The organism is Corynebacterium sp. ACRPO, from assembly GCF_022347205.1.
In the GTDB taxonomy this organism is placed as follows: Bacteria; Actinomycetota; Actinomycetes; order Mycobacteriales; family Mycobacteriaceae; genus Corynebacterium.
In genome coordinates this window covers 35,815-58,428 of record NZ_JAKRNE010000004.1, presented here as the reverse complement: position 1 = coordinate 58,428, position 22,614 = coordinate 35,815, and the positions used below count along the sequence as shown (strand labels likewise).

19 protein-coding genes, 1 tRNA gene and 1 pseudogene are annotated in these 22,614 nt (G+C 63.1%); 9 read left to right on the top strand and 12 right to left on the bottom strand.

What is annotated here, in order from left to right; genetic code table 11:
* Position 1: 1 nt before the first annotated feature.
* From MHY22_RS04440 to MHY22_RS04425, 4 genes are read right to left on the bottom strand one after another with little or no spacing between them, the layout of a single operon-like run.
* Positions 2 to 874, bottom strand: a complete 873-nt coding sequence (locus tag MHY22_RS04440) for a PHB depolymerase family esterase (protein WP_239278218.1) — start codon at positions 872 to 874, stop codon at positions 2 to 4.
* 11 nt (positions 875 to 885) lie between these two features.
* Positions 886 to 1,800, bottom strand: a complete 915-nt coding sequence (locus MHY22_RS04435) for a metal ABC transporter permease (RefSeq protein WP_239278217.1) — start codon at positions 1,798 to 1,800, stop codon at positions 886 to 888.
* Complete coding sequence (locus tag MHY22_RS04430) at positions 1,778 to 2,479, bottom strand: metal ABC transporter ATP-binding protein (RefSeq protein ID WP_239278216.1); 702 nt, start codon at positions 2,477 to 2,479, stop codon at positions 1,778 to 1,780. The genes MHY22_RS04435 and MHY22_RS04430 overlap by 23 nt, the downstream gene beginning before the upstream one ends.
* Positions 2,479 to 3,474, bottom strand: coding sequence for a metal ABC transporter solute-binding protein, Zn/Mn family (locus tag MHY22_RS04425; RefSeq protein ID WP_370658832.1), 996 nt, complete (start codon positions 3,472 to 3,474; stop codon positions 2,479 to 2,481). The genes MHY22_RS04430 and MHY22_RS04425 overlap by 1 nt, the downstream gene beginning before the upstream one ends.
* A gap of 50 nt (positions 3,475 to 3,524) precedes the next feature.
* Here MHY22_RS04425 and MHY22_RS04420 point away from each other — a divergent pair, with 50 nt between their 5' ends.
* Entirely contained in the window at positions 3,525 to 4,622 is a 1,098-nt protein-coding gene (locus MHY22_RS04420) for a LacI family DNA-binding transcriptional regulator (protein ID WP_239278214.1), read from the top strand.
* On the opposite strand, the gene otsB is transcribed toward MHY22_RS04420, so the two are convergent.
* The 5 genes from otsB to MHY22_RS04395 all read right to left on the bottom strand — a co-directional run bounded on the left by otsB (position 4,619) and on the right by MHY22_RS04395 (position 9,589).
* A complete protein-coding gene (gene otsB, locus MHY22_RS04415; protein ID WP_239278213.1) occupies positions 4,619 to 5,401 on the bottom strand; it encodes a trehalose-phosphatase in 783 nt (260 codons plus the stop codon). The two genes, MHY22_RS04420 and otsB, sit on opposite strands and share 4 nt — an antisense overlap.
* An 18-nt stretch (positions 5,402 to 5,419) precedes the next feature.
* Positions 5,420 to 5,941, bottom strand: coding sequence for an META domain-containing protein (locus tag MHY22_RS04410; protein ID WP_239278212.1), 522 nt, complete (start codon positions 5,939 to 5,941; stop codon positions 5,420 to 5,422).
* Complete coding sequence (locus tag MHY22_RS04405) at positions 5,938 to 7,380, bottom strand: trehalose-6-phosphate synthase (RefSeq protein ID WP_239278211.1); 1,443 nt, start codon at positions 7,378 to 7,380, stop codon at positions 5,938 to 5,940. The genes MHY22_RS04410 and MHY22_RS04405 overlap by 4 nt, the downstream gene beginning before the upstream one ends.
* A gap of 14 nt (positions 7,381 to 7,394) precedes the next feature.
* Complete coding sequence (locus MHY22_RS04400) at positions 7,395 to 7,766, bottom strand: hypothetical protein (RefSeq protein WP_005325749.1); 372 nt, start codon at positions 7,764 to 7,766, stop codon at positions 7,395 to 7,397.
* 86 nt (positions 7,767 to 7,852) lie between these two features.
* Positions 7,853 to 9,589 (bottom strand): threonine/serine exporter family protein, encoded by a 1,737-nt coding sequence (locus tag MHY22_RS04395; protein WP_239278210.1) that lies wholly within the window; start codon positions 9,587 to 9,589, stop codon positions 7,853 to 7,855.
* A 151-nt stretch (positions 9,590 to 9,740) separates the two neighbouring features.
* On the opposite strand from MHY22_RS04395, the gene MHY22_RS04390 reads away from it, so the two are divergent.
* Positions 9,741 to 9,813: transfer RNA gene (locus MHY22_RS04390), tRNA-Thr, on the top strand.
* A gap of 69 nt (positions 9,814 to 9,882) precedes the next feature.
* Here the strand turns inward: MHY22_RS04390 and MHY22_RS04385 are convergent.
* Positions 9,883 to 10,395 (bottom strand): annotated as a pseudogene (locus MHY22_RS04385) (TetR/AcrR family transcriptional regulator); the annotation flags it as partial.
* Complete coding sequence (locus MHY22_RS04380) at positions 10,361 to 11,872, bottom strand: MFS transporter (RefSeq protein WP_239278209.1); 1,512 nt, start codon at positions 11,870 to 11,872, stop codon at positions 10,361 to 10,363. The pseudogene MHY22_RS04385 and the gene MHY22_RS04380, both read right to left, overlap by 35 nt.
* Before the next feature lie 172 nt (positions 11,873 to 12,044).
* On the opposite strand from MHY22_RS04380, the gene MHY22_RS04375 reads away from it, so the two are divergent.
* From MHY22_RS04375 to MHY22_RS04365, 3 genes are all read left to right on the top strand, one after another.
* The gene (locus tag MHY22_RS04375; RefSeq protein WP_239278208.1) at positions 12,045 to 13,790 is read left to right on the top strand and encodes a pyruvate dehydrogenase; all 1,746 of its coding nucleotides are present in this window, start codon (positions 12,045 to 12,047) and stop codon (positions 13,788 to 13,790) included.
* Between the two features lie 186 nt (positions 13,791 to 13,976).
* The gene (locus MHY22_RS04370; protein WP_005325775.1) at positions 13,977 to 14,681 is read left to right on the top strand and encodes a response regulator transcription factor; all 705 of its coding nucleotides are present in this window, start codon (positions 13,977 to 13,979) and stop codon (positions 14,679 to 14,681) included.
* Positions 14,682 to 14,693: 12 nt separating this feature from the next.
* Entirely contained in the window at positions 14,694 to 16,199 is a 1,506-nt protein-coding gene (locus tag MHY22_RS04365; RefSeq protein WP_239278295.1) for a cell wall metabolism sensor histidine kinase WalK, read from the top strand.
* Here MHY22_RS04365 and MHY22_RS04360 read toward each other — a convergent pair.
* Entirely contained in the window at positions 16,196 to 16,627 is a 432-nt protein-coding gene (locus MHY22_RS04360; RefSeq protein WP_239278207.1) for an HIT family protein, read from the bottom strand. The genes MHY22_RS04365 and MHY22_RS04360 overlap by 4 nt on opposite strands.
* Positions 16,628 to 16,662: 35 nt before the next feature.
* Between MHY22_RS04360 and purD the strand changes: the two genes are divergently transcribed.
* From purD to MHY22_RS04340, 4 genes are all read left to right on the top strand, one after another.
* Positions 16,663 to 17,937 (top strand): phosphoribosylamine--glycine ligase, encoded by a 1,275-nt coding sequence (purD, locus tag MHY22_RS04355; protein ID WP_239278205.1) that lies wholly within the window; start codon positions 16,663 to 16,665, stop codon positions 17,935 to 17,937.
* Positions 17,938 to 17,978: 41 nt separating this feature from the next.
* Positions 17,979 to 19,409: an adenylosuccinate lyase gene (gene purB, locus MHY22_RS04350; RefSeq protein WP_005325782.1), complete on the top strand. Its 1,431-nt coding sequence runs from the start codon at positions 17,979 to 17,981 to the stop codon at positions 19,407 to 19,409.
* 142 nt (positions 19,410 to 19,551) lie between these two features.
* A complete protein-coding gene (locus MHY22_RS04345; protein WP_239278204.1) occupies positions 19,552 to 20,445 on the top strand; it encodes a phosphoribosylaminoimidazolesuccinocarboxamide synthase in 894 nt (297 codons plus the stop codon).
* 39 nt (positions 20,446 to 20,484) lie between these two features.
* Positions 20,485 to 22,608 (top strand): S9 family peptidase, encoded by a 2,124-nt coding sequence (locus MHY22_RS04340; RefSeq protein WP_239278203.1) that lies wholly within the window; start codon positions 20,485 to 20,487, stop codon positions 22,606 to 22,608.
* Positions 22,609 to 22,614: the final 6 nt, after the last annotated feature.

The following is a 22,614-nucleotide window of genomic DNA, read 5'->3' as shown; positions in this document are numbered from 1 at the left end:
GTTAAGTGCGGGTGCAAGTCGGCGCGCGGTGAGTTGGGTGTGGGTGTGGATAACTAGGCCTGGGCGTCGTCGAGGCCGAAGAACTCGCGGACCTTATCCACAGCGTTGGGCCTATGCGTGGGTCGGTTTTCATGCTAGAGGGAATCACGTGGCCGAGGCCTTTCATGGTCCACAGCTCGACGGGGAAATCGCCGTCGTATGCGGTGGCGGTGACATCCGTGGTGGGGTGGTAGTCGCGGGGCGGCTGGCAGCCATTGGCCAGCGCGAAGTACTCGGCGGTGGCCGGCGCGGAAAGCACACGGCCGCGGGTGCGCTCGGCATCCAGCCCGGCGACCCCGCCCTCATAAGGCGCGTACGGGTCGGCGGTGCCGTGGAAAAACAGCAGTGGCGTGGGCCTGTAACCGGCCGGGTTGCTGGGCGCGTGGTTGTCGCCCTCGCCCAGGGTGGAGGCGAAAATGCAGGCGCGGGTGAGGCTAAAGGGGGCGTCGAAAAGCAGGCGGAGCACCATCTGCCCGCCGTTGGAGTAGCCGCAGGCAAAGGTGCGGTCGGTGCCGAATTCGCGCCGCATCTCTTCGACGAGGAAGGCAGTAAAGGCAACGTCGTCCACGTTCTCCGCGCGGGCGGTAACCGGCAGGATGCTGCGGCAATCGTTGAAATGGCGGTCGATGCCGTCGGGGTAGACGAGGACGGTGTTGGTGGCATCGGCAAGCTCGTCGAAGGTGCCGTTGGTAAAGCGGCGCATCACGCTGCCGGACTGCAGCGAGCCGTGGAAGAAGAGCAAGAGGTCCGGGCGCGGGCCGGGGTTATCCGGCGCGATGACGAGGAAGCGGCGGGTGCGGCCATCCACATCCGCGGTGCGGCGGTGTACGTGCATAGCCGCCCAGTCTAGTCGGCGTGATGCTCTTCGGCGGTGCTGTGGCAGTCGGCGTGGAAGCGCCTAGCGGCGACCTCGTCACGCACCGCCTTTTTATTGCGCTGCCAGCCAATGAGGCGGCATATCAAGTAAATGACAAAAGAAATGGTGGTAACAAAAACCGAGACTGGAAGGCCGGGCGCGAGCGACAAGACAAAGCCGCCCACGGCTGAGACCTCGGCGAAAATGGTGGCCCACATGACCGCGCGCAGGGGCGAGGAGGTAATCTGCACGGCCGCAGCACCCGGGGTGATGAGCAGCGCCATGACGAGCAGCGAGCCGACGATTTGTACCGACTGCGCGGCCGCCAAGCCTACGAGTACGGCGAAGGTGACGGAAATGAAGCGGGTGGGTACGCCGGCCGCTTGGGCCATGACCGGGTCGGCCGAGGCGAAGAGCATGGGCCGCCACAGGATGGCTACGGCGGCGAGGATGACCACGGTGGTCGCGGCCAAAAGCCATACCGAGGCGGAAGAGACGCCGACGATCTGGCCGGTCAGCAGCGTCATCGCGGTATTCGCGTTGCCGGGGTAGAGGTGCAAAAACAGCACCGAGAGGCCTAAGCCAAAGCTCATGACCACGCCGATGGCGCTGTCTTGCTGGCCCTTAAAGCCCAGTACGGCGAGGATGATGGCGGCCACGATGGCGCCGGCCACGGCGCCAAAGCCGAGGTTGAGGCCGAAGAGCAGCGCGGCCGAGGCGCCCATGAGCGCGAGCTCGGAGGTGGCGTGGACGGAAAAGGACATCTGGCGCAGCACGATGAGCGAGGTCATCACGCCGGAGAGAATGCCCAGCAGCGCGGAGGCGATGAGCGAGGACTGCACAAAATCCACGCTGAGAAGGTACTGGGTGTCTTCCATAAAGCTAGACAACGATGAGCCTCCCATCGACGTTTAAGACGTTGACCTTGGAACCGTAGAGCTCGGAAAGGACATCGGAGCGCATGACCTCATCCACCGTGCCGAAGGTATGGCCGCCAGGGGCGAGGTAGAGCACCTTATCCGTCACCCCGAGTACGGGGTTGATGCCATGGGTGACAAAGATAATGGAAGTGCCACGCTCGCGGCGCAGCGCATCCAGCTTGTCCACGGTGGCCTGCTGGCGCGCCGGGTCGAGCGAGAGCAGCGGCTCATCGGCGAGAATGAGCTCGGGGTCGTTGGCCAGCGCTTGGGCTTGGCGGATGAGCTGCTGCTGGCCGCCGGATAGCTGGCCGACGCGGCGGTCGCGCAGGCCGGTGGCACCGACCTCGGCGAGGAGCTCGTCGACGCGATGGCGGGGTGGGCGGCGGCGTCGGAAAGCGCCGTGTGCCAGGGAGAGCGAGACTAAGTCGCGGGCGCGCAGGGGCAGGTCGGCCGGGAACATGCGTTGCTGCGGGATGAAGCCGACGCGGCAGTTAACGTCGACGCTGCCGGCGGTGAGCTTGCGGGTTCTCAAGATGGTACCGAGCAGGGTGGATTTGCCCACGCCGTTGGGGCCCAAAACGGCGATAAACTCGCCGCGGTCAACGGCGAGGTTAAGGCTGGACCACAGCGGGGCAACCGCTGCGTCATGAAAGTGGATGAGCACTAGAGCTGCCCCAGGGAATCGGTGACCTCGTCATAGTAGGTCCAGAATTCTTTGCCATCCGGCGGGGTCTCGCCGATTTCGACGATAGAGACGTCCGCATCCTCCGCGGCGGACTTGATGCGGCCGGCGGTATCGGTTTCGGTCTGTGGGTTAAAGATAAGCAGGTCTACCTTGTCCTCCTTGATCGCCTTGGTGAAGGCAGCGAGGTCGGCCGCGGTGGGCTCGCCCTCAGAAATAGTGGCCTTGCGGTAGCCCTCTGGGGTGACATCCTTGCCGGAGGTGTACTTCATGATGTAGTCCGCAATCGGCTCGGTCTGCGCGTAGGAGAGATCGCCCGGCAGTTCCTTGAGCTTGTCGCGCAGGCGGTCGACGTGGGAATCCACGCGCTCGGTGCTGGCGTTGGCATCGGTATTGAGTTCGTTGATCTGGTCAGCGATATTTCCTGCGACCTCGTCGAGCGCGGCCGGGTCGTACCAAATGTGCTCGTTGCCCTCGATATTGGTGACCTTCTTCGGGTGCTTCTTGGCGGTGGCCTTGGCGGCGTCGATGGTCATGACATTGGGTTCATCGGCCAGTTTGCCGTGATCGGTGAGCGGCAGGGCGGAGATGATGTTGTCCTGGTCGGAGACGGCCTGGTAAATCCAGGAATCGTAGCCGCCGCCGTTGACCACGAGCAGGTCCGCGTCCTCGGCCTTGGCGATATCGGCCGCGGAAGGCTCGAAGTGGTGCGGGTCAACGCCGTTGCCCTCGACGATGGGCTTGACCTCGATGTCCACGCCGGAGGCGGTATCGGCCACGGCTTGGGCGACGTCGGCCCAGATGGAGGTGGACGCGACGATGGAAATCTTCTTCTGGGCGCCCGGCTCGGCGGCCGAGTCCTCGGTGTCGGAGGAGCAGGCGGTGGCGGTCAGCAGGAGGCCACCGGCCGCGAGGAGGGCTGCGGATGCGCGAAGTGAGGTATGCATAGCTTCCAGTGTGCGTTTGATGGGAACCATTGTCAATTGAATATGTATTGAAAACACGGCCGCGGGGTATGCTTGCGGCCATGGTGAAACGCAGCCCCACCCGCAAGACGCTAGCCTCGCTGGCCGCCGAACTGGGTGTTTCGCGCACGACGGTATCCAATGCTTATAGTCGGCCGGACCAGCTTTCGGCCGCAACGCGCGAGCGCATCCTGGCGGCGGCGAAGGCGCGGGGGTATCCCGGTCCGGACCCTACAGCCCGCAGCTTGCGCACTCGCCGCGCGGGCTCGGTGGGCGTGCTGCTGACCGAGCACCTGTCCTATGCCTTTGAGGACATGGCCTCGGTGGATTTCCTGGCTGGCATGGCAGAAGCCTCGGCCGGCGCGCAGACTACGCTCACCCTCATCCCGGCCGGCCCGGAGGGCGAGGCGGAGGCCGCCAGCTTGGTGGGCGCGGCCGCGGTGGATGGCTTTGTGGTCTACTCCGTGGCGGCCGGGGATGCCTACTTGGAGGCGGCGCGCGGCCGCGGGCTGCCGGTGGTGGTCTGCGATCAGCCGACGGATTCGGGCCTGCCGTTCGTGGGCATCGATGATCGCGCGGCGATTGCCCCGGCTGCCCGCGCGCTGGTGGAGGCCGGCCACCGCAAGATCGGCGTGCTGGCGATTCGCCTCAAGCGCGAGCGCCACGATGGCCCCATTTCGTGGGGTGAGCTGCAGGGCGCCGATATGCACGTGCAGCGCGCCCGGGTCATGGGTGCCATGGACGTCTTTGCGCAGGCGGGCATCGCGCCCGAGACCGTGCCCGTGGTTACTCAACACATCAACGATGCGCACACCACGCGGGCGGCCGCGCAGTTGCTTCTCGACGCCCACCCTGACCTCACCGCCGTCCTGTGCACAACCGACTCGATGGCGCTGGGCGTGATGACCTATGCGCGCGAGCGGGGCATCGACGTCCCCGGTGAGTTATCCGTTACCGGCTTCGACGGCATTGATGCGGCGCAGCGCCTTGGCTTGACGACGATCGTCCAACCCAATAAGGCCAAGGGCGCGGCCGCCGGCCACATGCTTGCCAAACTCATCGCGGGCACAGAGGAATCGGGCGCAGGCGAAACTGCGGTGCTACGGCGCGTGCTGCAGACCAGCTTCGCTGCCGGGCGGACGGTGGCGCCGCCGCGCTAGGCAGCGCCGCCGTTGTTGGGGCGGCTGACATGGGCCGCGCGGGCGGCGGCGAGTTCGGTGAGGAAGTGGGCGACGGCGTCGACGTCGGCAAGCTGCACTACGGCCGCGGTCTCGCCCTCGCCGACCTTGACGCCAACGTCTGGCGGCTGGTGCAGGGCGCGGAAACCGTCCTCATCGGTGACGTCATCGCCCAAGAAGACCACGGCGGTGGCTCCGGTGCGCTCGCGCAAGTTCTCAATCCACGTGCCCTTGGTGGCCTGGGTGGCGGAGAACTCCACCACGGACTTGCCGGCCGTGCGCGGGAAGTCGCCCGGATCGAGTGCGAGGGCGGCTTCGTAGGCTTGGGCGGCAGCTTCTGGATCGGAATCCTCGAGCGCGCGCAGGTGCAATACGCGCTGGAAGGGTTTGACCTCGATTTCCGCGCCGGGGAAGCGCTCCATGATCGCGCGGATCTCAGCTTCCTTGGTGGCGAGGTGCTCGCGCATCGCGGGGGTTAGATCCGTGTCCTCCCACGAGGATTCGGCGCCGTGGGAGCCGCCGAAGAGCACGGGCTCGCGCAGCGGGCACACGCGCTTGAGACCTTCGAGGTGGCGGCCGGAGAGCACGGCCGCGGTGGTGTGCGGCAGGTGGGCCAGTTTATCCAGGGCGCGCAGTGATTCCTGGTTCATCTCGACCTCATAGATAGCCGTGGCGAAGGGGGAGAGCGTGCCGTCGAAATCCGAGACCACCGCGAGGTGCTCGGCGGCGGCAAGGGCCTTGATGGCAGTTGAAAGCGTCATGGCCTCCAGCCTACGCAACTAACCGCCGAGGGAAACCAATTTGATAGACGGCGAGTCCACCTCATCGGTGACCAGTTCCAAGACCAGCTGGTTATTGGAATTGACGGTGTAGTGGAAATCGTGGTCCGCGGAAATCAGGTTGCGCAGCAGGTTATCGGCCCACACGGACGCGCCGTGGCAATCCTCGGCGGTCTCGTCAAACTCCACCTCATCAAAGTGGAGACGGTTGCCCTCGCGGATGTTTTGGCGCTCATCATCGGCGGAATAGGTCACCTTGCCCACCATTTGGGCGCACCCGGTGGTGCCCACCATTGTGGACTGGCCAAAGCTCAACGTGGGTGCCTGCGGGATGGATTCCGGGATGGTGGAGGCGGCGTCCGGGGTGGTGTTGATGGAGACTACCTGCCACTGCTTATCCAGGAGCTGCTCATCGCCGGGGGCTTTGGGTTCCTCGTCGCCGGAGCCACAGCCGGCCAGTAATGCGGCGGCGCAGGTTGCGGCAATGGGCACTGCGGCCAGGCGGGTAAGGCGAGACATCATGCGCCCGCCTCCTGTTCTTCGACCTGACGCAGGCAGCCCAGGAAGGACTGGGACCATAGCTGCACGTCGTGCTCGGTGACCTGCTGGTGCATGGTGAGCATGCGGTGGGTCATGGTTGAGGGGGCGTCGTCAAGCGCCTTGAGCGCATTGAGCAAGGCGGCCTTGACGGACTCGATATCGAAGGGATTGCACAGGTAGGCCTGGCTGAGCTCATCGGCCGCGCCGGCGAACTCGGAGAGCACCAGCGCGCCCGAGCCATCGTCGTGGCAGGCCACGTATTCCTTGGCCACCAGGTTCATACCGTCCTTGAAGGGGGTCACCAGCATGACATCGGCCATGCGGTAGTAGCAGCGCAGGAGGCTCTTGGCCACGCCCCGGTGCTGGTAGTGCACCACCGGGTGGCCAACGCGGGCAAAGCGGCCGTTAATGCGGCCGACGGCTTCTTCCACCTCGGAGCGAGTGGCCTTGTAATGGTCGAGGCGCTCGCGCGACGGCGTGGCGAGCTGCACCAGCGCTACCTCTTCCGGGTCGAGCACGCCGGTATCCAGTAACTCCTCAAAGGCGGTCAGCCGCTGCAGGATGCCTTTGGTGTAATCGAGGCGATCCACGCCCAAGATGATGCGCTGGGGTGAGCCCAGCTCTTCGCGCAGCTTGGCGACGTCCCCCTTCTCCTCCCCAGTGAATGCGGCAAAGTCCTTCGCGGCGATGGAAATGGGGAAGGCGCCCACGCCGATGGTGCGCCCCTGCGGCAGGCGAATATGCGCGGTGACTTCGCGGGTGCTGGCCTCGCCTTCCACGTCGAGGCCCTGGCGGCGGGCAAGCTCCAAGAAGTTGCGGGCATTGGCCTCCAAGTGGAAGCCGATGAGATCCGCGCCAAGTAGCCCTCGCACGAGCTCCTCGCGCCAGGGCAGCTGGCGGAAGAGATCGGCAGAAGGGAAGGGGATGTGCAGGAAGAATCCGATGGTGAGATCCGGGCGCTTCTGGCGCAGGATGCCAGGCAAAAGCTGCAGCTGGTAGTCCTGTACCCATACGGTGGCGCCCTCGGCGGCGACCTCGTCTACCTCATCTGCAAAACGCAGGTTGACCTCGCGATAGGCGTGCCACCAATCGCGGTCATAGGTAGGGGTGACGATGAGATCGTGGTAGAGCGGCCACAAGGTGGCATTAGAGAAACCTTCGTAAAAGCCCTCGAAATCGGACTCGGTGAGCTTGACTGGGTGCAGCAGCACGCCGGTATCGGTGCGGAAGGGCTCCGGTGCGGCATCGGCCACACCGGGCCAGCCCACCCAGCAGCCCTGGTGCGATTCGAGGACTGGAGACAAAGCGGTGACCAGACCGCCCGGCGAGGGCGTCCAGGCATGGCTGCCATCAGGCTGGGTTTCCAGATCTACCGGCAGGCGGTTGGCCACCACCACGAAGTCATTGCCATGCTCACTCATGGTGCAAGAATAACTTAAGACTTCTTCGTGGACTTCTTCGTTGCCTTCTTGGAGGCCTTCTTCGTCGCCTTTTTGGTGGCCTTCTTTGTAGCCTTCTTGGTCGACTTCTTCGTCGATTTCTTGGTGGACTTCTTAGTCGACTTCTTCGTGGACTTCTTGCTGGATTTCTTGGTCGACTTCTTCGGAGCGGCATCGGCCTGCTCCGCCAGCACCTTCTTGTGCACCAGGCCCTTTGGCTCCACGCCCAGCATGGACATCAGGGTCACGCCGTCGAGGAAGTCCTGCGCATAGGTGGCCACGATGCGGCGGGCTGCGCGGGAGGTCTCCTCCTCAAGGGCGTGATTCTGGTCAGCCTGTGGGTGGGTGTCTTGGACCTTGGGTGGCACGACGTGTCCTCCTGAACGTTGTGGAAACTACTTAAGCGCTTGCAAGAAAAGCTATCAGAGCAAATATTGTACGCTACCGGCGGCGTTTAAGGCCTCTCGGGTCCGGATTCGGTGCCTGGCTGCTCCGGTTTCTGGGATTGAAACGTTTCGGTTCCGGGCACGGTATAGGTGGTCTTCTCACGCTGCTGCGGCTGCGCCGGCCACTGGGAATCCTCCGGCCACAGGTCCGCGGCCGAGCGGGTGTGTGGCGCATGGCTTTGGGCCTCGTGGCGCGGGTGCTGCTGCGGTGGTTTCGGCCCGAGCTTTGGTGGTAGCTCCGGGCGATTGACGCGCGGGGCAAACGGGGACATCGGCACGCGCGGGATGCGCGGGGCCTTGCGGGCCAAGTGCGTGGCCTTATGGAAGGAGAAGCGGCCGATGCGCTTAAAGGCGGAGTAAGGGCGGAAATACTGCGGGCGACGCAGGCGGCGGGCCACGCGTTCACCCAATACCACGCCGGCGGCCAGTGCACCGGAGATGGCCAGCGCCGTTGCGATATTGGTAAAGCCGGTAATCATCTGCTCATTGAGCGAGGCGTACATGCCGCGGTAGAGCATGAGGCCGGGCAGCATCGGCGTATAGCCCACGATCATGGTGATAAGCGGCGGGATTCCCCAGCGGCGCGACATCAAACCGCCGGCCAGGCCGACGACCACGGCGGAAAGACCAGAGGCAATCACCGGGCCGACGCCGAAGGGCACCACCACGAAGTAATAGAAAATCATGCCGGCCGCGGCCGTAAGGCCAGACATGGTGACCTCAATCCAGGCCGCACCGCAGGCCAGCGCAAAGGCAGCAGAACCCGTGCCGCCAAGCAGCACTAGCAGTGGAATTTCGTGGTAGACCGGTGGGGCCAGCGTGGCCAGCGGCGGCAGGTTAAAGCCCAGGGAATCGGCCAGCTGGATGCCCACACCGACGCCAGCGATGATGGCGCCGGTAGATAGTAGCGCCTCAAAGAAGCGGGCGGAGGAGGTAACGGGGGCGCGCGTGATGCCGTCGACAAGCGATTGCACCAACGTCAGCCCCGCCACCAGCACGATGATGCCGGAGGCAATGATCTGCGCGGGCGAGAAATTAATGCCGAAGGAGGCCGCGATGTTGTACAAAATGGCGGCCGGGAAGACGGCGAAAAAGCCGCCGACCACATTCTGATAAAAGGGCGGCAGGCGGTAATTAGCCAACCAGGCGTTTAAGCCCATGATGAACGCGGAGACTACAAACGCCACCACGCCGACGAGCAGGTCGCCACCAAGCATCATGGAAATCAAGCCGCCCATCGCGCCCCAGCCGAGCATCACCGTGGACGGCTTATAGGGCGCTGGCATGCGGTCGATCTCGTCTAGGCGCTGTTCCGCCATGGCCGGCGGCATCTGGCCGGAGTGGATAGAGCGAATGAGCTTATCGACGGCCGCGAGCTTGGAAAAATCCACGCCAATGCTCGGCACCACGCGGAAGACGTGCAGGTTTTTGCGCTGCTCACCGGTGCCGATGGCGGTGTGGATGGTGATGGTATTCATCAAGATGTCCACGTGGCAGTAGTGCAAACCATACGAAGACGCTGCCAGGTGCACCTGGGCGCGCGCATCCGAGTTGGCGGTGCCGGCTCCGATGAGGATTTCACCAATGCGAGCGGCGATCTCCATAACGCCGGTGACCTGGGCGGCGTCAGTGAGATCGACCGGGGCGAGTGGTGATGGAGGTGGTGCGGCTTTAGCCGCGTCGATGATGGCTACCTGGCCCGAAGAAGCGCGCAGGCGCTCCCGCATAGCGGACAAAAATGACACGGAAATAACCCTCGAAAAAGCGCTGGAAATGTGGGAAAGATTCTGCCTGAACTTTAGCCCCTGCACCCTGCCAATGCATAGATGGGGGACCGGCTTTCCCCTCGGCGGCGGTGCTCGGGTACTATGCAACGAGCGGGATTTCTCCCGCGGTGCTGGAGTGGCGCAATTGGTAGCGCAACGCACTTGTAATGCGTAGGTTGCGAGTTCAAGTCTCGTCTCCAGCTCAAAAGGAGGCTGGGCCCCGGTGTGGGCCTAGCCTTCGGTGGTTTTGAGGGGGCGTCGATAAGCCGAAAAAGCCGGTCGACCATGCGTTGGCGATTGGCGGGAGATAGCTTGCGCTGGTTGAGGTGATCGTGCACCCACAGGCCGGTACTAAGAAGCATCACCAGCAGATCATCCTCGTTCGTTTCGGGGGCGGAAGGATCGACCATCCAGCGCGCATCCACCTCGGCCCACTGGGCGGAAAAATCCGGGTGGGTCTGGGAATGTACGCACATCAAAAGCTTGATGAGGGGATCATTTTTGCCCATCGACAATACGAGAGCTCGGGAGCGCTCGGCCCAGCCGAGCTCGCTTGCCGGGTGGCCGCCGGCCAGGCGCTCGAGTTCTGTTTCCCAGCGTGCGGCGCAAAACCGATGGCAGTCTACGAGCAAGTCGTGGCGGGTAGGGAAGTGATAAATGAGACCAGACTTGGACATGCCGGTCGCTTGCGCCAGGGAGTCGTAGGTAAGGCCAGAGACGTCCTCGGCGGCGATGATATCGAGCGCAGCTTCAAGGGCTGTGGTCTTTTTGTTGAGTCGCGGCATAGGGAACTCCTGATTTGGGGTTATCGCGGAAACACCAGGCGGTTATCGCGGCTAGGAGCAAGGCGAAGCAAGCTAGGCCGCCGATGGTGGAAAGATATCCGGCATTGTAGGCGCTAGCGGCGGCCGCGTGGGAAGCAGGGTGGTGCAGCGCGTCGGTACCCTGTTCCGCGAGGTGGGGCGGCAATTCGCGGGCCATGAGCAGCGGCACAAGGGTGCCGGTTAGTGCAATGGAGATCAGGGTGCCGAACTCATAGGAGACCGCTTCTACACCCGAGGCCATGCCCGTGCGATGAAGGGGCGCGGCATTGATGATGGCGGTGGAGGACACGGACATGGCCAGGCCCGCGCCTAGGCCGGTGAGCACTAGGGCGGAGACGAGTAGGGGAAGCGTCTCACCCCGGCTCACCACCACCAGGGCCATGCCGGCGGCCATGAGCAAGAATCCGCCGCTAATGAGTGGGAGGAACCCCACGCGATGCAAGATGGCGCCACCCAGGATGGAGGTAGGGATGGCAGAGAGCGCCATGGCGGAGATGATGAGGCCGGCGTGGAGGGGTGAGAGGGCGTCGACAAGCTGCAGCTTTTGAGTACTCAGCAGTTCCAGGCCGGCGAGGCCGAACATGGCGCCGCCGGCAGTTAGGGCCCCGCCGCTAAAGATGCGGGAGCCAAAGATATCGAAGGTCAGCAGGGGATCTGACAAGCGAGCCTGGCGGCGGCCAAAGGCGAGCGCGCCGCAGATGAAGACGATGCCTGCGGCGGCACTTACCGGCCAATGGTGTGCCAGGGATTTAATGGCCAGCACCAGGCTGGCGAGAGTGATAAGGGAGTACAGGGACGAAGGGAAGTCCCAGTGTTTTAGGGGGTTCGGAGCGTTTGGTGGGGCAAGGAACAAGGTCAGCACAATGGTCACGACCACAACCGGGACATTGAGCAAAAAGACCGAGCCCCACCAGAAATGCTCCAAAAAGAAGCCGCCCACGGTGGGGCCAGCCGCCGCGCCGATGACGGCGACAGAACCCCAGATGCCAATGGCCGTGTTGCGCTCCACCTCATCGGGAAAGGTCAGACGGATGAGCGCCAGGCTCGACGGCATCATAATGGCGGCGCCGCAGCCCAAGAAGGCGCGGCCTAAAACCAGCGTCCAAGCGCTGGGGGAATAAGCGGCGAGCAGGGAAGCGCCGCCGAAGACGGCCAAGCCGATGAGGAACATCCGCCGGTGGCCGGTGCGATCGCCCAGTGTGCCGGCGCCAAGAAGGAGGCCGGAGAGCACCAACGCGTAGGCGTTGATAATCCAGAGCTGCTGGGTATCGGTCGTGTGCAATTGCTGCGACAGCTGCGGCAATGCGGTGTAGAGGATGGAATTATCCAGCCCAACCATGAGTAACCCCAGAGAGATGACGGCGCAGAAAGACCACCGCTGGGCGGCCGTGGAGGCCGCAGCGGTGTGGTCTTGTGCGCGGGGCGGGTGGATACTCATAGCGCAGTAAACAGTACCGAACGGTCGTTACAGTTTGCAGCCGAAGATAGGTTAGTATTGCCTTCCTCACAGCTGGGCGCAGTGTGTGAGTGTATAGGAGATGAGTGGACTTTCCTGCGGTCTAAGTAGCACAGTGGTATTAACACCAATTAAGAGTTAAGGATGATTTTTAATGGCACGTAATTATGCAGAACAGCTAGTTGACACCCTGGAAAAGCAGGGTGTCGAGCGCATTTATGGCCTCGTCGGTGACTCCCTGAACCCGATCGTTGATGCCGTTCGTCGCTCCTCCATCGAGTGGATTCACGTCCGCAACGAGGAAGCAGCAGCCTTCGCTGCTGAGGCAGATTCCCTGACCACCGGCAAGCTGGCCGTATGTGCCGCATCCTGCGGCCCGGGCAACACCCACCTGATCCAGGGCCTGTACGACGCCCACCGCAACGGCGCCAAGGTGCTGGCACTGGCTTCCCACATCCCATCCCGCCAGATCGGCTCCAAGTTCTTCCAGGAGACCCACCCAGAGGCAATCTTCCAGGAGTGCTCTGGCTACTGCGAGATGGTCAACTCCGCTGAGCAGGGCGGCGTTGTCCTGCACCACGCCATCCAGTCCACCATGGCCGGCAATGGCGTTTCCGTCCTCGTTATCCCGGGTGACGTCTCCATGCAGGACGCCGAGGATGACTCCTTCGTCGAGTCCAAGATCTCTACTGGCCGCCCGGTCGTCTTCCCGGATCCCGCCGAGGCCGCTGCCCTGACCCAGGCCATCAACGAGGCTAAGTCCGTCACCCTCTTCGTTGGTGCCGGCGTCAAGGACGCCCGTGAGCAGGTGCTCAAGCTGGCGGAGAAGATCAAGGCTCCCATCGGCCACGCCCTGGGCGGCAAGATGTACATCCAGTACGAGAACCCGTTTGACGTAGGCATGAACGGCCTGCTGGGCTACGGTGCGGCACACGAGGCCACCCACGAGGCTGACCTGCTCATCCTGTTGGGTACCGACTTCCCGTACAACGACTTCCTGCCAGATGCCAACGTGGCGCAGGTAGACATCAACGGCTCCCACATCGGCCGCCGCACCAAGATTTCCTACCCGGTCACCGGTGACGTAGCCGCCACCATCGAGAACATCTTGCCGCACGTGGATGAGAAGAAGGACCGCTCCTTCCTGGACAAGATGCTCAAGAAGCACTACGGCAAGCTGGAGCACGTCGTTGAGGCTTATACCTCCAACGTGGACAAGCACACCCCGATCCACCCGGAGTACGTTGCTGACCTCATTGACAAGAACGCCGATGAGGATGCCATCTTCACCGTTGATACCGGCATGTGCAACGTGTGGGGCGCTCGCTACATCACCGCTAACGGCAAGCGCGAGCAGATCGGCTCCTTCCGCCACGGCACCATGGCTAACGCCCTGCCACAGGCACTGGGTGCACAGGCCGCTAACCCGGGCCGCCAGGTCATCACCTTCTCCGGTGATGGCGGACTGTCCATGCTGATGGGTGAGCTGCTCACCGTGAAGCTGCACAACCTGCCTATCAAGATGTTCGTGTTCAACAACTCTTCTTTGGGCATGGTCAAGCTGGAGATGCTGGTGCAGGGTCTGCCGGAGCACGAGACCGACCACGAGTCCGTCAACTTTGCCAAGATTGCAGAAGCTTCCGGCATCAAGCACTTCCGCATCGAGGATCCGAAGGATGCACCGGAGCAGATCAAGAAGGCGCTGGCTTATAACGGCCCGGCTCTTATCGACGTCGTTACTGACCCCAACGCCCTCTCCCTGCCACCAACGCTGACCATCGAGCAGCTCATGGGCTTCTCCAAGGCTGCCACCCGCACCGTTCTGGACGGTGGCGTTGGCCAGATGATCACCATGGCAAAGTCCAACCTGCGCAACATCCCGCGCCCGCAGGACTTCTAAATAGCGCGCTGCGCTAGCTACCACGCCCTTCCTCACCTAAGGAGGGGCGTGGTTTTCTTTTACCCCGACCAGGCCGAGTACTCACGTTCACAGGATTCAGGCAGAAACTCTTCAGTAGGCTGGAAAGCAAGCGTGCCATGATGACGTGTTAGAAAATCACAACCTTTAAGGGGATCTGAGGAGAACATGGAAGACACTAAACTCGCCAAGGTTCTTGTCGTCGATGACGAACCCAATATTGTGGAGCTACTCACCGTATCGCTGAAGTTCCAGAACTTCGAGGTGTACAGCGCCAATTCCGGCAACGAGGCGCTGCGCATTGCCCGCGAAGTAAACCCTGATGCCTACATCCTGGACGTCATGATGCCGGGCATGGATGGCTTCGAGCTGCTGGGCAAGCTGCGCCAAGAAGGCCTGGACGGCCCGGTGCTCTACCTCACCGCTAAGGACGGTGTGGACCAGCGCATCCACGGCTTGACCATCGGTGCGGATGATTACGTGACGAAGCCATTTAGCCTGGAAGAAGTTATCACCCGCCTGCGCGTTATCATGCGCCGCGGCGGCGCGGCGGAAGAATCCACCAACGATGCCACCATGAGCTACGCGGATCTAACGCTCAATGATGACACCCATGAGGTCACCAAGGCCGGTGAGCTCATTGAGCTTTCGCCCACCGAGTTCAACCTCCTGCGCTACCTCATGCAAAACAAGGAAGTGGTGCTGTCCAAGTCCAAGATTTTGGATAACGTGTGGCACTACGATTTCGGCGGCGATGGCAACGTGGTCGAGTCCTATATCTCTTACCTGCGCCGCAAGATCGATACCGGCGAGACGCAGCTGATCCACACTGTGCGCGGCGTGGGTTATGTACTGCGCACCCCGCGCTCCTAAAGTGCTTAAGTGATGGAAGATTCACAGGAGACCCAGGACCAGGCGCCTGCACCGGCGGCGGCGCGCCCGCAGTCCATGTGGCATGAGGGCCTAGGGCAAGGCGAAGGGGAAGGAAAGTCCTCCAAGCGGCGGATGTTTTCCCAAATTCCGCAGGCCATGCCGCTGCGGACGTGGCTGGTCATCCTCCTCGTCGTGGTCTCCGGTCTCGGCATTACGGGCTCGTCCTTTGCAGTGAATTCCATCATGCGCAACGTGCTCTTCAATAACGTCGATGATGAGCTGCGCGCCGCGTCGACCACATGGGCGCGCGATATCAGCAATGACTTTTTCATCGGCGATCACACCAAGCGCCCGCCTACCGAATACGTGGTGTTGAACTACCTGCCCGATGGCACCATCCGCTATTCGGGACCATCGTCAACCACCCCGAATGCGGAGAATATCCCGCTCGGCGGCTACCCCACCACCGTGGGTTCCATCGAGAACAACACCAAGTGGCGCGCGCTCGCCTTCGCGGACTCCAACGGCGTCATCACGGTCATTGCTAAGGACATGACCCATGAGAAGGAAATCCTGCACGGCCTAGCCATGGTCCAAGTGACCATTGCCGCCATCGCCCTGGCCGCCATTGCGGCCGTGGGTTTCTGGTTTATCCGCAGGGCGTTGCGGCCGCTGCGGGTGGTGGAAAAGACGGCGTCGCAAATCGCGGCAGGCGACCTAGACAAACGCGTGCCCAAGTGGCCGCTGCACACGGAGGTGGGCCAGCTGGCTGCCGCGCTCAATATCATGTTGGGTCAGCTGCAGCGCTCCGTCGTGCGCGCGCAGGAGAAAGAGGAACAGATGCGTCGCTTCGTCGGCGATGCTTCGCATGAGCTGCGCACGCCGCTGACCAGCCTGCGCGGCTATACCGAGCTCTATCGCTCCGGTGCCACCAAGGACGTGGACCTAGTCTTTTCCAAGATCGACGATGAATCCAAGCGCATGTCCTTGCTGGTGGAGGACCTGCTGGCCCTCACCCGCGCTGAAGGCACGCGCCTAGACCTGCGCCCGGTGGACCTACTGGAACTGGCCCTGTCCGTGGGCTCTTCCGCGCGCGCGGCCTTCCCCGGCCGCGAGATTGAGGTGGCCAATGACGCCAAGTCCATCCCGGTGGTCAATGGCGATGCCAGCCGCCTGCACCAGGTGCTGCTCAACCTAGTGACCAACGGTATCCGTCACGGCGGCGAGGATGCGACCGTGACGCTGCGCCTGCGCCGCGAGGCCAATGACGTGCTAGTCGATGTCAGCGATGACGGCAAGGGTATGTCCCAGGAAGATGCGGCACACATCTTTGAGCGCTTTTACCGCGCGGATACCTCGCGCACCCGCGATACGGGCGGCTCCGGCCTGGGCTTGGCCATCGTCCACTCCCTGGTGGAGCAGCACGGTGGCAGCATTAGCGTCGACTCTGAGCTCGGCCGCGGCACCACCTTTACGGTGCGCCTGCCCGCGCTTGCCGACGCCCCCTCTGAGCCCTAGTCCTCCTCGCGAAAGCCTTCCTCGTTGCAGCCGAGGTGCTGGCGAATGCGGGCGGCCGCCTCATCCATCGCGGCATCGTCGGTGTTCTCGGCGTCGAAGGCCTTGGCAAAGTCATACTCTTCCATCTTCTCGGTGGGGAAGAGGTGGATATGGGTATGCGGGACATCGAATCCGGCGATGATGTAGCCGGTGCGCGGGGTATCAAACGCGGTCTTGATAGCGCCGCCGATTTCCAGGGCGACCTCGTTGAGGTGGGCCCAGGTCTGGGGATCCAGGTCAGTCCACTTATCTACTTCCTCGATGGGCACGACCAGGGTGTGGCCGTAGCGCAGCGGCTCGATGGAGAGGAAAGCCACGCAGGTCTCATCGCGGTAGACAAAGCGAGCGGGTAGTTCACCATTAATGATCTTTGTAAATACAGAAGCCATGTGTGCCAGGCTACCCGCTAGTTATGATGGTGGGCATGCGCATTCTCGTAATTGGTTCGGGCGGCCGTGAACACGCCCTAGTCAAGGGCCTGTCCGCCGACCCTAAGAGCACCGAAATCCACGCCGCGCCAGGCAGCGCGGCCATGTCCACTCTCGCTACCGTCCACCCGGATTACTCCCAGGTAGATGACGCTAACCGCATGGTCGAGCTCGCCCAGAGCATCGCCGCGGACCTCGTTGTCATCGGTCCTGAGGTTCCCCTCGTCGCCGGCGTGGCCGATGCCCTGCGCGCGGCCGGCATCGCTGTCTTCGGACCTAGCAAGGACGCAGCCCAGATCGAGGGATCCAAGGCTTTTGCCAAGGACGTCATGGAGTCCGCCGGCGTCAAGACCGCCCGCGCGGAGCAGTTGCGCCCAGGTGCGGGCGAGGCCGACATTGAGACCGCGCTCGACCGCTTCGGCCCGCAGTTCGTGGTCAAAGACGATGGCCTGGCCGGCGGCAAGGGTGTGGTGGTCACCCCGGACCGCGCCGCCGCCCGCGCCCACGTCGATGCCGTCCTCGCGGCCGGTAACCCGGTGCTGCTGGAATCCTTCCTCGACGGCCCCGAAGTCTCGCTCTTTTGCTTAGTCGATGGCGAGACCGTCGTCCCGCTTCTTCCAGCCCAGGATCACAAGCGTGCCTATGACAACGACGAGGGCCCCAATACCGGTGGCATGGGCGCCTACACCCCGCTGCCGTGGCTGCCGGAGGACGGCGTGCAGCGCATCGTGGACGAGGTCTGCACCCCTGTGGCCAAGGAGATGGCGCGCCGCGGCACCCCTTATTCCGGTCTGCTCTACGCCGGCCTGGCCTGGGGCGAAGAAGGCCCGGCCGTCGTCGAGTTCAACTGCCGCTTCGGCGACCCAGAGACCCAGGCAGTGCTCTCCCTGCTCAAGTCCCCGCTGGCTGAGGCCCTCCACGCCACGGCCACCGGCACCCTCTCCGAGCTCCCGCCACTGGAGTGGGAGGATGGCTTCGCCGTCATCATCGTCATGGCGGCCGAGGGCTACCCGGCCTCCCCACGCAAGGGCGATGCCATCACCGGCGCCGCCCTGGACGATCCGCAGCGCGTCCTCCACGCCGGCACCGTGCATACCGATGGCGCCTACCGCACCGCGGGCGGCCGCGTGCTCAGCGTGCTGGGCAAGGGTGCCACGCTTGCCGACGCCCGCGCATACGCCTACGCCACTGTCGACGGCATCGAGTTTGCGGGTGGGTTTGTGCGCCGGGACATCGGCAAGCGAGCAGAAGACGGTGAGATTTCTCTCTAACCCTTCACCCCGCGGTGGGGCAGGCATGGAATAATAGCCACGTGGCTGAAAAGAAGAAGATTTCCAACGTCCTGTCCTCCCGCTATGCCTCCGCGGAGCTATCCAATATCTGGAGCCCGGAGCATAAAATCATCTTGGAGCGCAAGCTCTGGATTGCGGTCATGCGCGCCCAGAAGGATCTGGGCGTAGACATCCCCGCCAAGGCCATCGATGCCTACGAGGCCGTGGTAGAGGACGTGAACCTTGAGTCCATCGCGGAGCGCGAGCGCGTCACCCGCCACGATGTGAAGGCCCGCATCGAAGAATTCAATGCGCTGGCCGGCTACGAGCACATTCACAAGGGCATGACCAGCCGCGATCTCACCGAGAACGTGGAGCAGCTGCAGATCCACACCTCGCTGGAGATCATCCGCGATAAGGCCATCGCAGTGGTCTCCCGCATCGGCCGCCACGCCGCCGAGTACCAGTCCCTGGTCATGGCCGGCCGCTCCCACAACGTGGCCGCGCAGGCCACCACCTTGGGCAAGCGCTTCGCTACGGCCGGCGATGAGATGCTGCTGGCCATCGAGCGCGTCGAAGATCTCTTGGCACGCTACCCGCTGCGCGGCATCAAGGGCCCGATGGGCACCTCCCAGGACATGCTGGATCTCATGGGCGGCTCCGAGGACAAGCTCGCCTCCCTGGAGACCGCGATTGCGGACTACCTGGGCTTCCACCGCATCTTCAATTCCGTGGGCCAGGTCTACCCGCGCTCCCTCGACTTCGACGCCATCTCCGCCCTGGTGGAGCTCGGCGCCGCCCCGTCCTCCCTGGCCACCACCATCCGCTTGATGGCCGGCAACGAGACCGTCACCGAGGGCTTCAAGGAAGGCCAGGTCGGCTCCTCCGCCATGCCGCACAAGATGAACGCCCGCTCCTGCGAGCGCGTTGGCGGTCTGCAGGTCATCCTCCGCGGCTACCTCACCATGGCTGCGGACCTCGCTGGACAGCAGTGGAACGAGGGTGATGTTTTCTGCTCCGTCGTCCGCCGCGTCGCGCTTCCCGACGCCTTCTTTGCCCTCGACGGCCAATTCGAAACCTTCCTTACCGTCCTCGACGAGTTCGGTGCCTTCCCGGCCATGATCGACCGCGAACTGGAGCGCTACCTGCCCTTCCTGGCCACTACCCGCATCCTCATGGCGGCCGTGCGAGCCGGCGTGGGCCGCGAGACCGCCCACGAGGTCATCAAGGAAAACGCCGTGGCCGTCGCGCTTAATATGCGCGAAAACGGCGGTGAGCAGGACCTAGTCCAACGCCTCGCCGCCGATGACCGCCTGCCCATGGACGAGTCCGACCTCGAGGCCGCCCTGGCCGATAAGCACGCCTTCATCGGCGCCGCCGAGTCCCAGGTCAGCCAGGTGCTCAACCGCATCAACGCGCTGGTAGGCGAGCACCCCAAGGCCGCGGCCTATACCCCGGGCGAGATCCTCTAAAGCGAGCCTCGCTGGGCGCCTTCCTTTCGCAGTGCGCCCTCCTTTTTCGCATTTCGATCAAATAGCCCCCGAATCCCGTGCGGATTTCGGGGCTTATTTGATCGAAACGTACTCGCTACCCCTGAGCGCTAGAATGAAGGTCATGCGACCTGAGCTTTCTTCTTATACCCATCTTGCCTCCGGCAAGGTCCGCGATATTTACGATGTAGACGAGAACACTCTTCTGATGGTGGTCTCGGACCGCATCTCGGCCTACGACCACGCCCTCGAGCCGGCCATCCCAGACAAGGGCCGCGTGCTGACCGCAACCTCGAAGTTCTTCTTCGACTCCATCGATTTCCCCAACCACCTGGCCGGCCCGCTCGATGATGAGCGCATCCCCGCCGAGTGCCTTGGCCGCGCGATGGTGGTCAAGAAGCTGGATATGCTGCCCTTCGAGTGCGTGGCCCGCGGCTTCCTCACCGGTTCCGGCCTGAAGGAGTACAAGGCCAATGGCACCGTGTGCGGTATCGAGCTGCCGGAGGGCCTGGTTGAGGCTTCCCGCCTGCCCGAACCCATCTTCACCCCGGCCACCAAGGCGGAACAGGGCGAGCACGATGAGAATGTCTCCTTCGACTTCGTGGTGGACAAGCTGGGCGCCGAGCGCGCCGAGGAGCTGCGCGCGGCCACCCTCCGCATTTACTCCGAGGCCGCCGCGCTCGCGGAGGAGAAGGGCATTATCCTCGCCGATACCAAGTTCGAGTTCGGCCTAGACCAAGACGGCACCCTCGTGCTGGCCGATGAGGTCCTTACCCCAGATTCCTCCCGCTACTGGCCGGCCGATTCTTACGTGGAGGGCGAGGTCCAGCCGTCCTTTGACAAGCAATACGTGCGCAATTGGCTGACTTCCGACGCCTCCGGATGGGATCAAGCCGCTGACGGTACCCCGCCCCAGCTTCCCAACGACGTCGTTTCCGCCACCCGCCTGCGCTACATCGAGGCCTATGAGCGGCTTTCCGGCGAGCGCTTCGCGGACTTCCTCTCGCCCGAGGCCTAGCTCTCGCTCTACGGGGCGCCACGCGTACAGTGGGGCGGCATGAGCAACGAGAATCTTTCCGCCCCCGTGGCCGCCGTCCACCCCGTGACCCGTTCCTTCCACGGACGCGAGTTCTTGGATAACTACGAGTGGCTGCGCGACAAGGAATCCCAGGAAACCCTGGATTACCTCAACGCAGAAAATGATTACACCAAGGCGAAGACCGCGCACTTGGATGAGATGACGGAAAATATCTTCCAGGAGATTAAGTCCCGCATCAAGCAAACCGATATGTCTGTGCCTTCTCGCCGCGGCGATTACTGGTATTACGGCCGTACCGAGGAGGGCAAGAGCTACGGCTACTCTTGCCGTCTCCCGGTAGAGGAGGGGGCTGACCCATGGACTGCCCCGGTCATCCCAGAGGAAGGCACCCCGGAAGGCGAGGAGATTATCCTCGACGCCAACGCGCTGGCGGAGGGCAAGGACTTCTTTGCCCTCGGCGCGGCCTCCATCTCTGATTCCGGCCGCTACCTGGCCTATTCCGTGGACTTCGCCGGCGACGAGCGCTTTGAGCTCTATATTAAGGACTTGGAAAGCGGCGCGCTTCTCGACGACCACCTCAAGGGCATCTTCTACGGCGCCACTTGGGCTGGCGACGGCTATATCTTTTACACGACCGTCGACGAGGCATGGCGCCCCGACGCCATCTGGCGCCACAAGGTCGGTACCGCGCAGTCCGAAGACGTGCAGGTGTTCAAGGAAGAAGACGAGCACTTCAACGTCGGCATCGGCAGCGCTCGTTCCGATAAGTACCTCTTCCTTGGTGTGAGCTCCAAGGTGACTTCTGAGGTGTGGGTCCTCGAAGAAGACAACCCCGAGGGTGAATTCCGCCTGCTGTGGGAGCGCGAATCTGGTGTGGACTACGACGTCGATCACGCCATCGTTAAGGGCGAGGATTACTGGATTGTCACCCACAACGCCAATGGCCCCAATTTCGAGGTCGGCTATACCAAGGCCAAGGATGAGCTGCCCACCCTACGCGACCTGCCGGCGCTCTTGCCGCACGAGGAAACCACCCGCATCGAGGGCGTGGACACCTACCGCGATCAGATTGTGGTGGGCTACCGCCGCGGCGGCATCGGCCGTGCCGCCATCATGCGCGTGAACGACGGCTTTAGCGAATTCGAAGAGCTCAACTTCGACGAAGAACTCTTCACCGTGTCCGTATCCGGCAATCCCGAGTGGGACGCACCGGTGCTGCGCGTGAGCTACGTGTCTTTCACCCAGCCCTCCCAGCTCTTTGATTACCGCGTGGATACCGGCGAATTTACCCTGCTTAAGGAGCAGGAGGTTCCCGGCGGTTATAACCCGGATGACTACGTGGCCTACCGCATGTGGACCACGGCTGCCGACGGCACCGACATCCCCGTATCCATTGTTCACCGCGCCGACCTCGACCGCACCCAGCCGAACCCGACCCTGCTCTACGGCTACGGTTCCTATGAGGTCAGCGTGGATCCGGCTTTCTCCGTTACCCGCCTGTCTCTTATGGACCGCGGCATGATTTTTGCGGTTGCCCATGTGCGCGGCGGCGGCGAGATGGGTCGCACCTGGTACGACGACGGCAAAATGCTCAAGAAGAAAAACACCTTTACCGACTTCATCGATGTCGCTGATGATCTCATCGCCCGCGGCGTGACCACCGCAGACCAAATGGTGGCCGAGGGCGGTTCGGCTGGCGGAATGCTCATGGGTGCTATCGCCAATATGGCCCCGGATCGCTTCACCGCCATCCAGGCCGTTGTTCCGTTCGTGGATCCGCTGACCTCTATCCTCATGCCGGAACTGCCGCTTACCGTGCCTGAGTGGGAGGAATGGGGCGACCCGTACCACGATCCTGAGGTCTATGACTACATGAAGTCCTATTCGCCGTACGAGAATATCGAGGCCAAGGACTATCCGGACATCCTGGCTATTACCTCGCTTAACGACACCCGCGTGCTCTATGTCGAACCGGCCAAGTGGATTGCCCAGCTGCGGGCGACGGCTACCGGCGGCGAATTCCTGCTCAAGACAGAAATGGCTGCAGGCCACGGCGGAGTGTCTGGACGTTATGAAAAGTGGCGCCAAAACGCCTTCGAGTATGCGTGGACGATTAATAAGGCCACCGGTCTGGAGAAGTAAAACCCG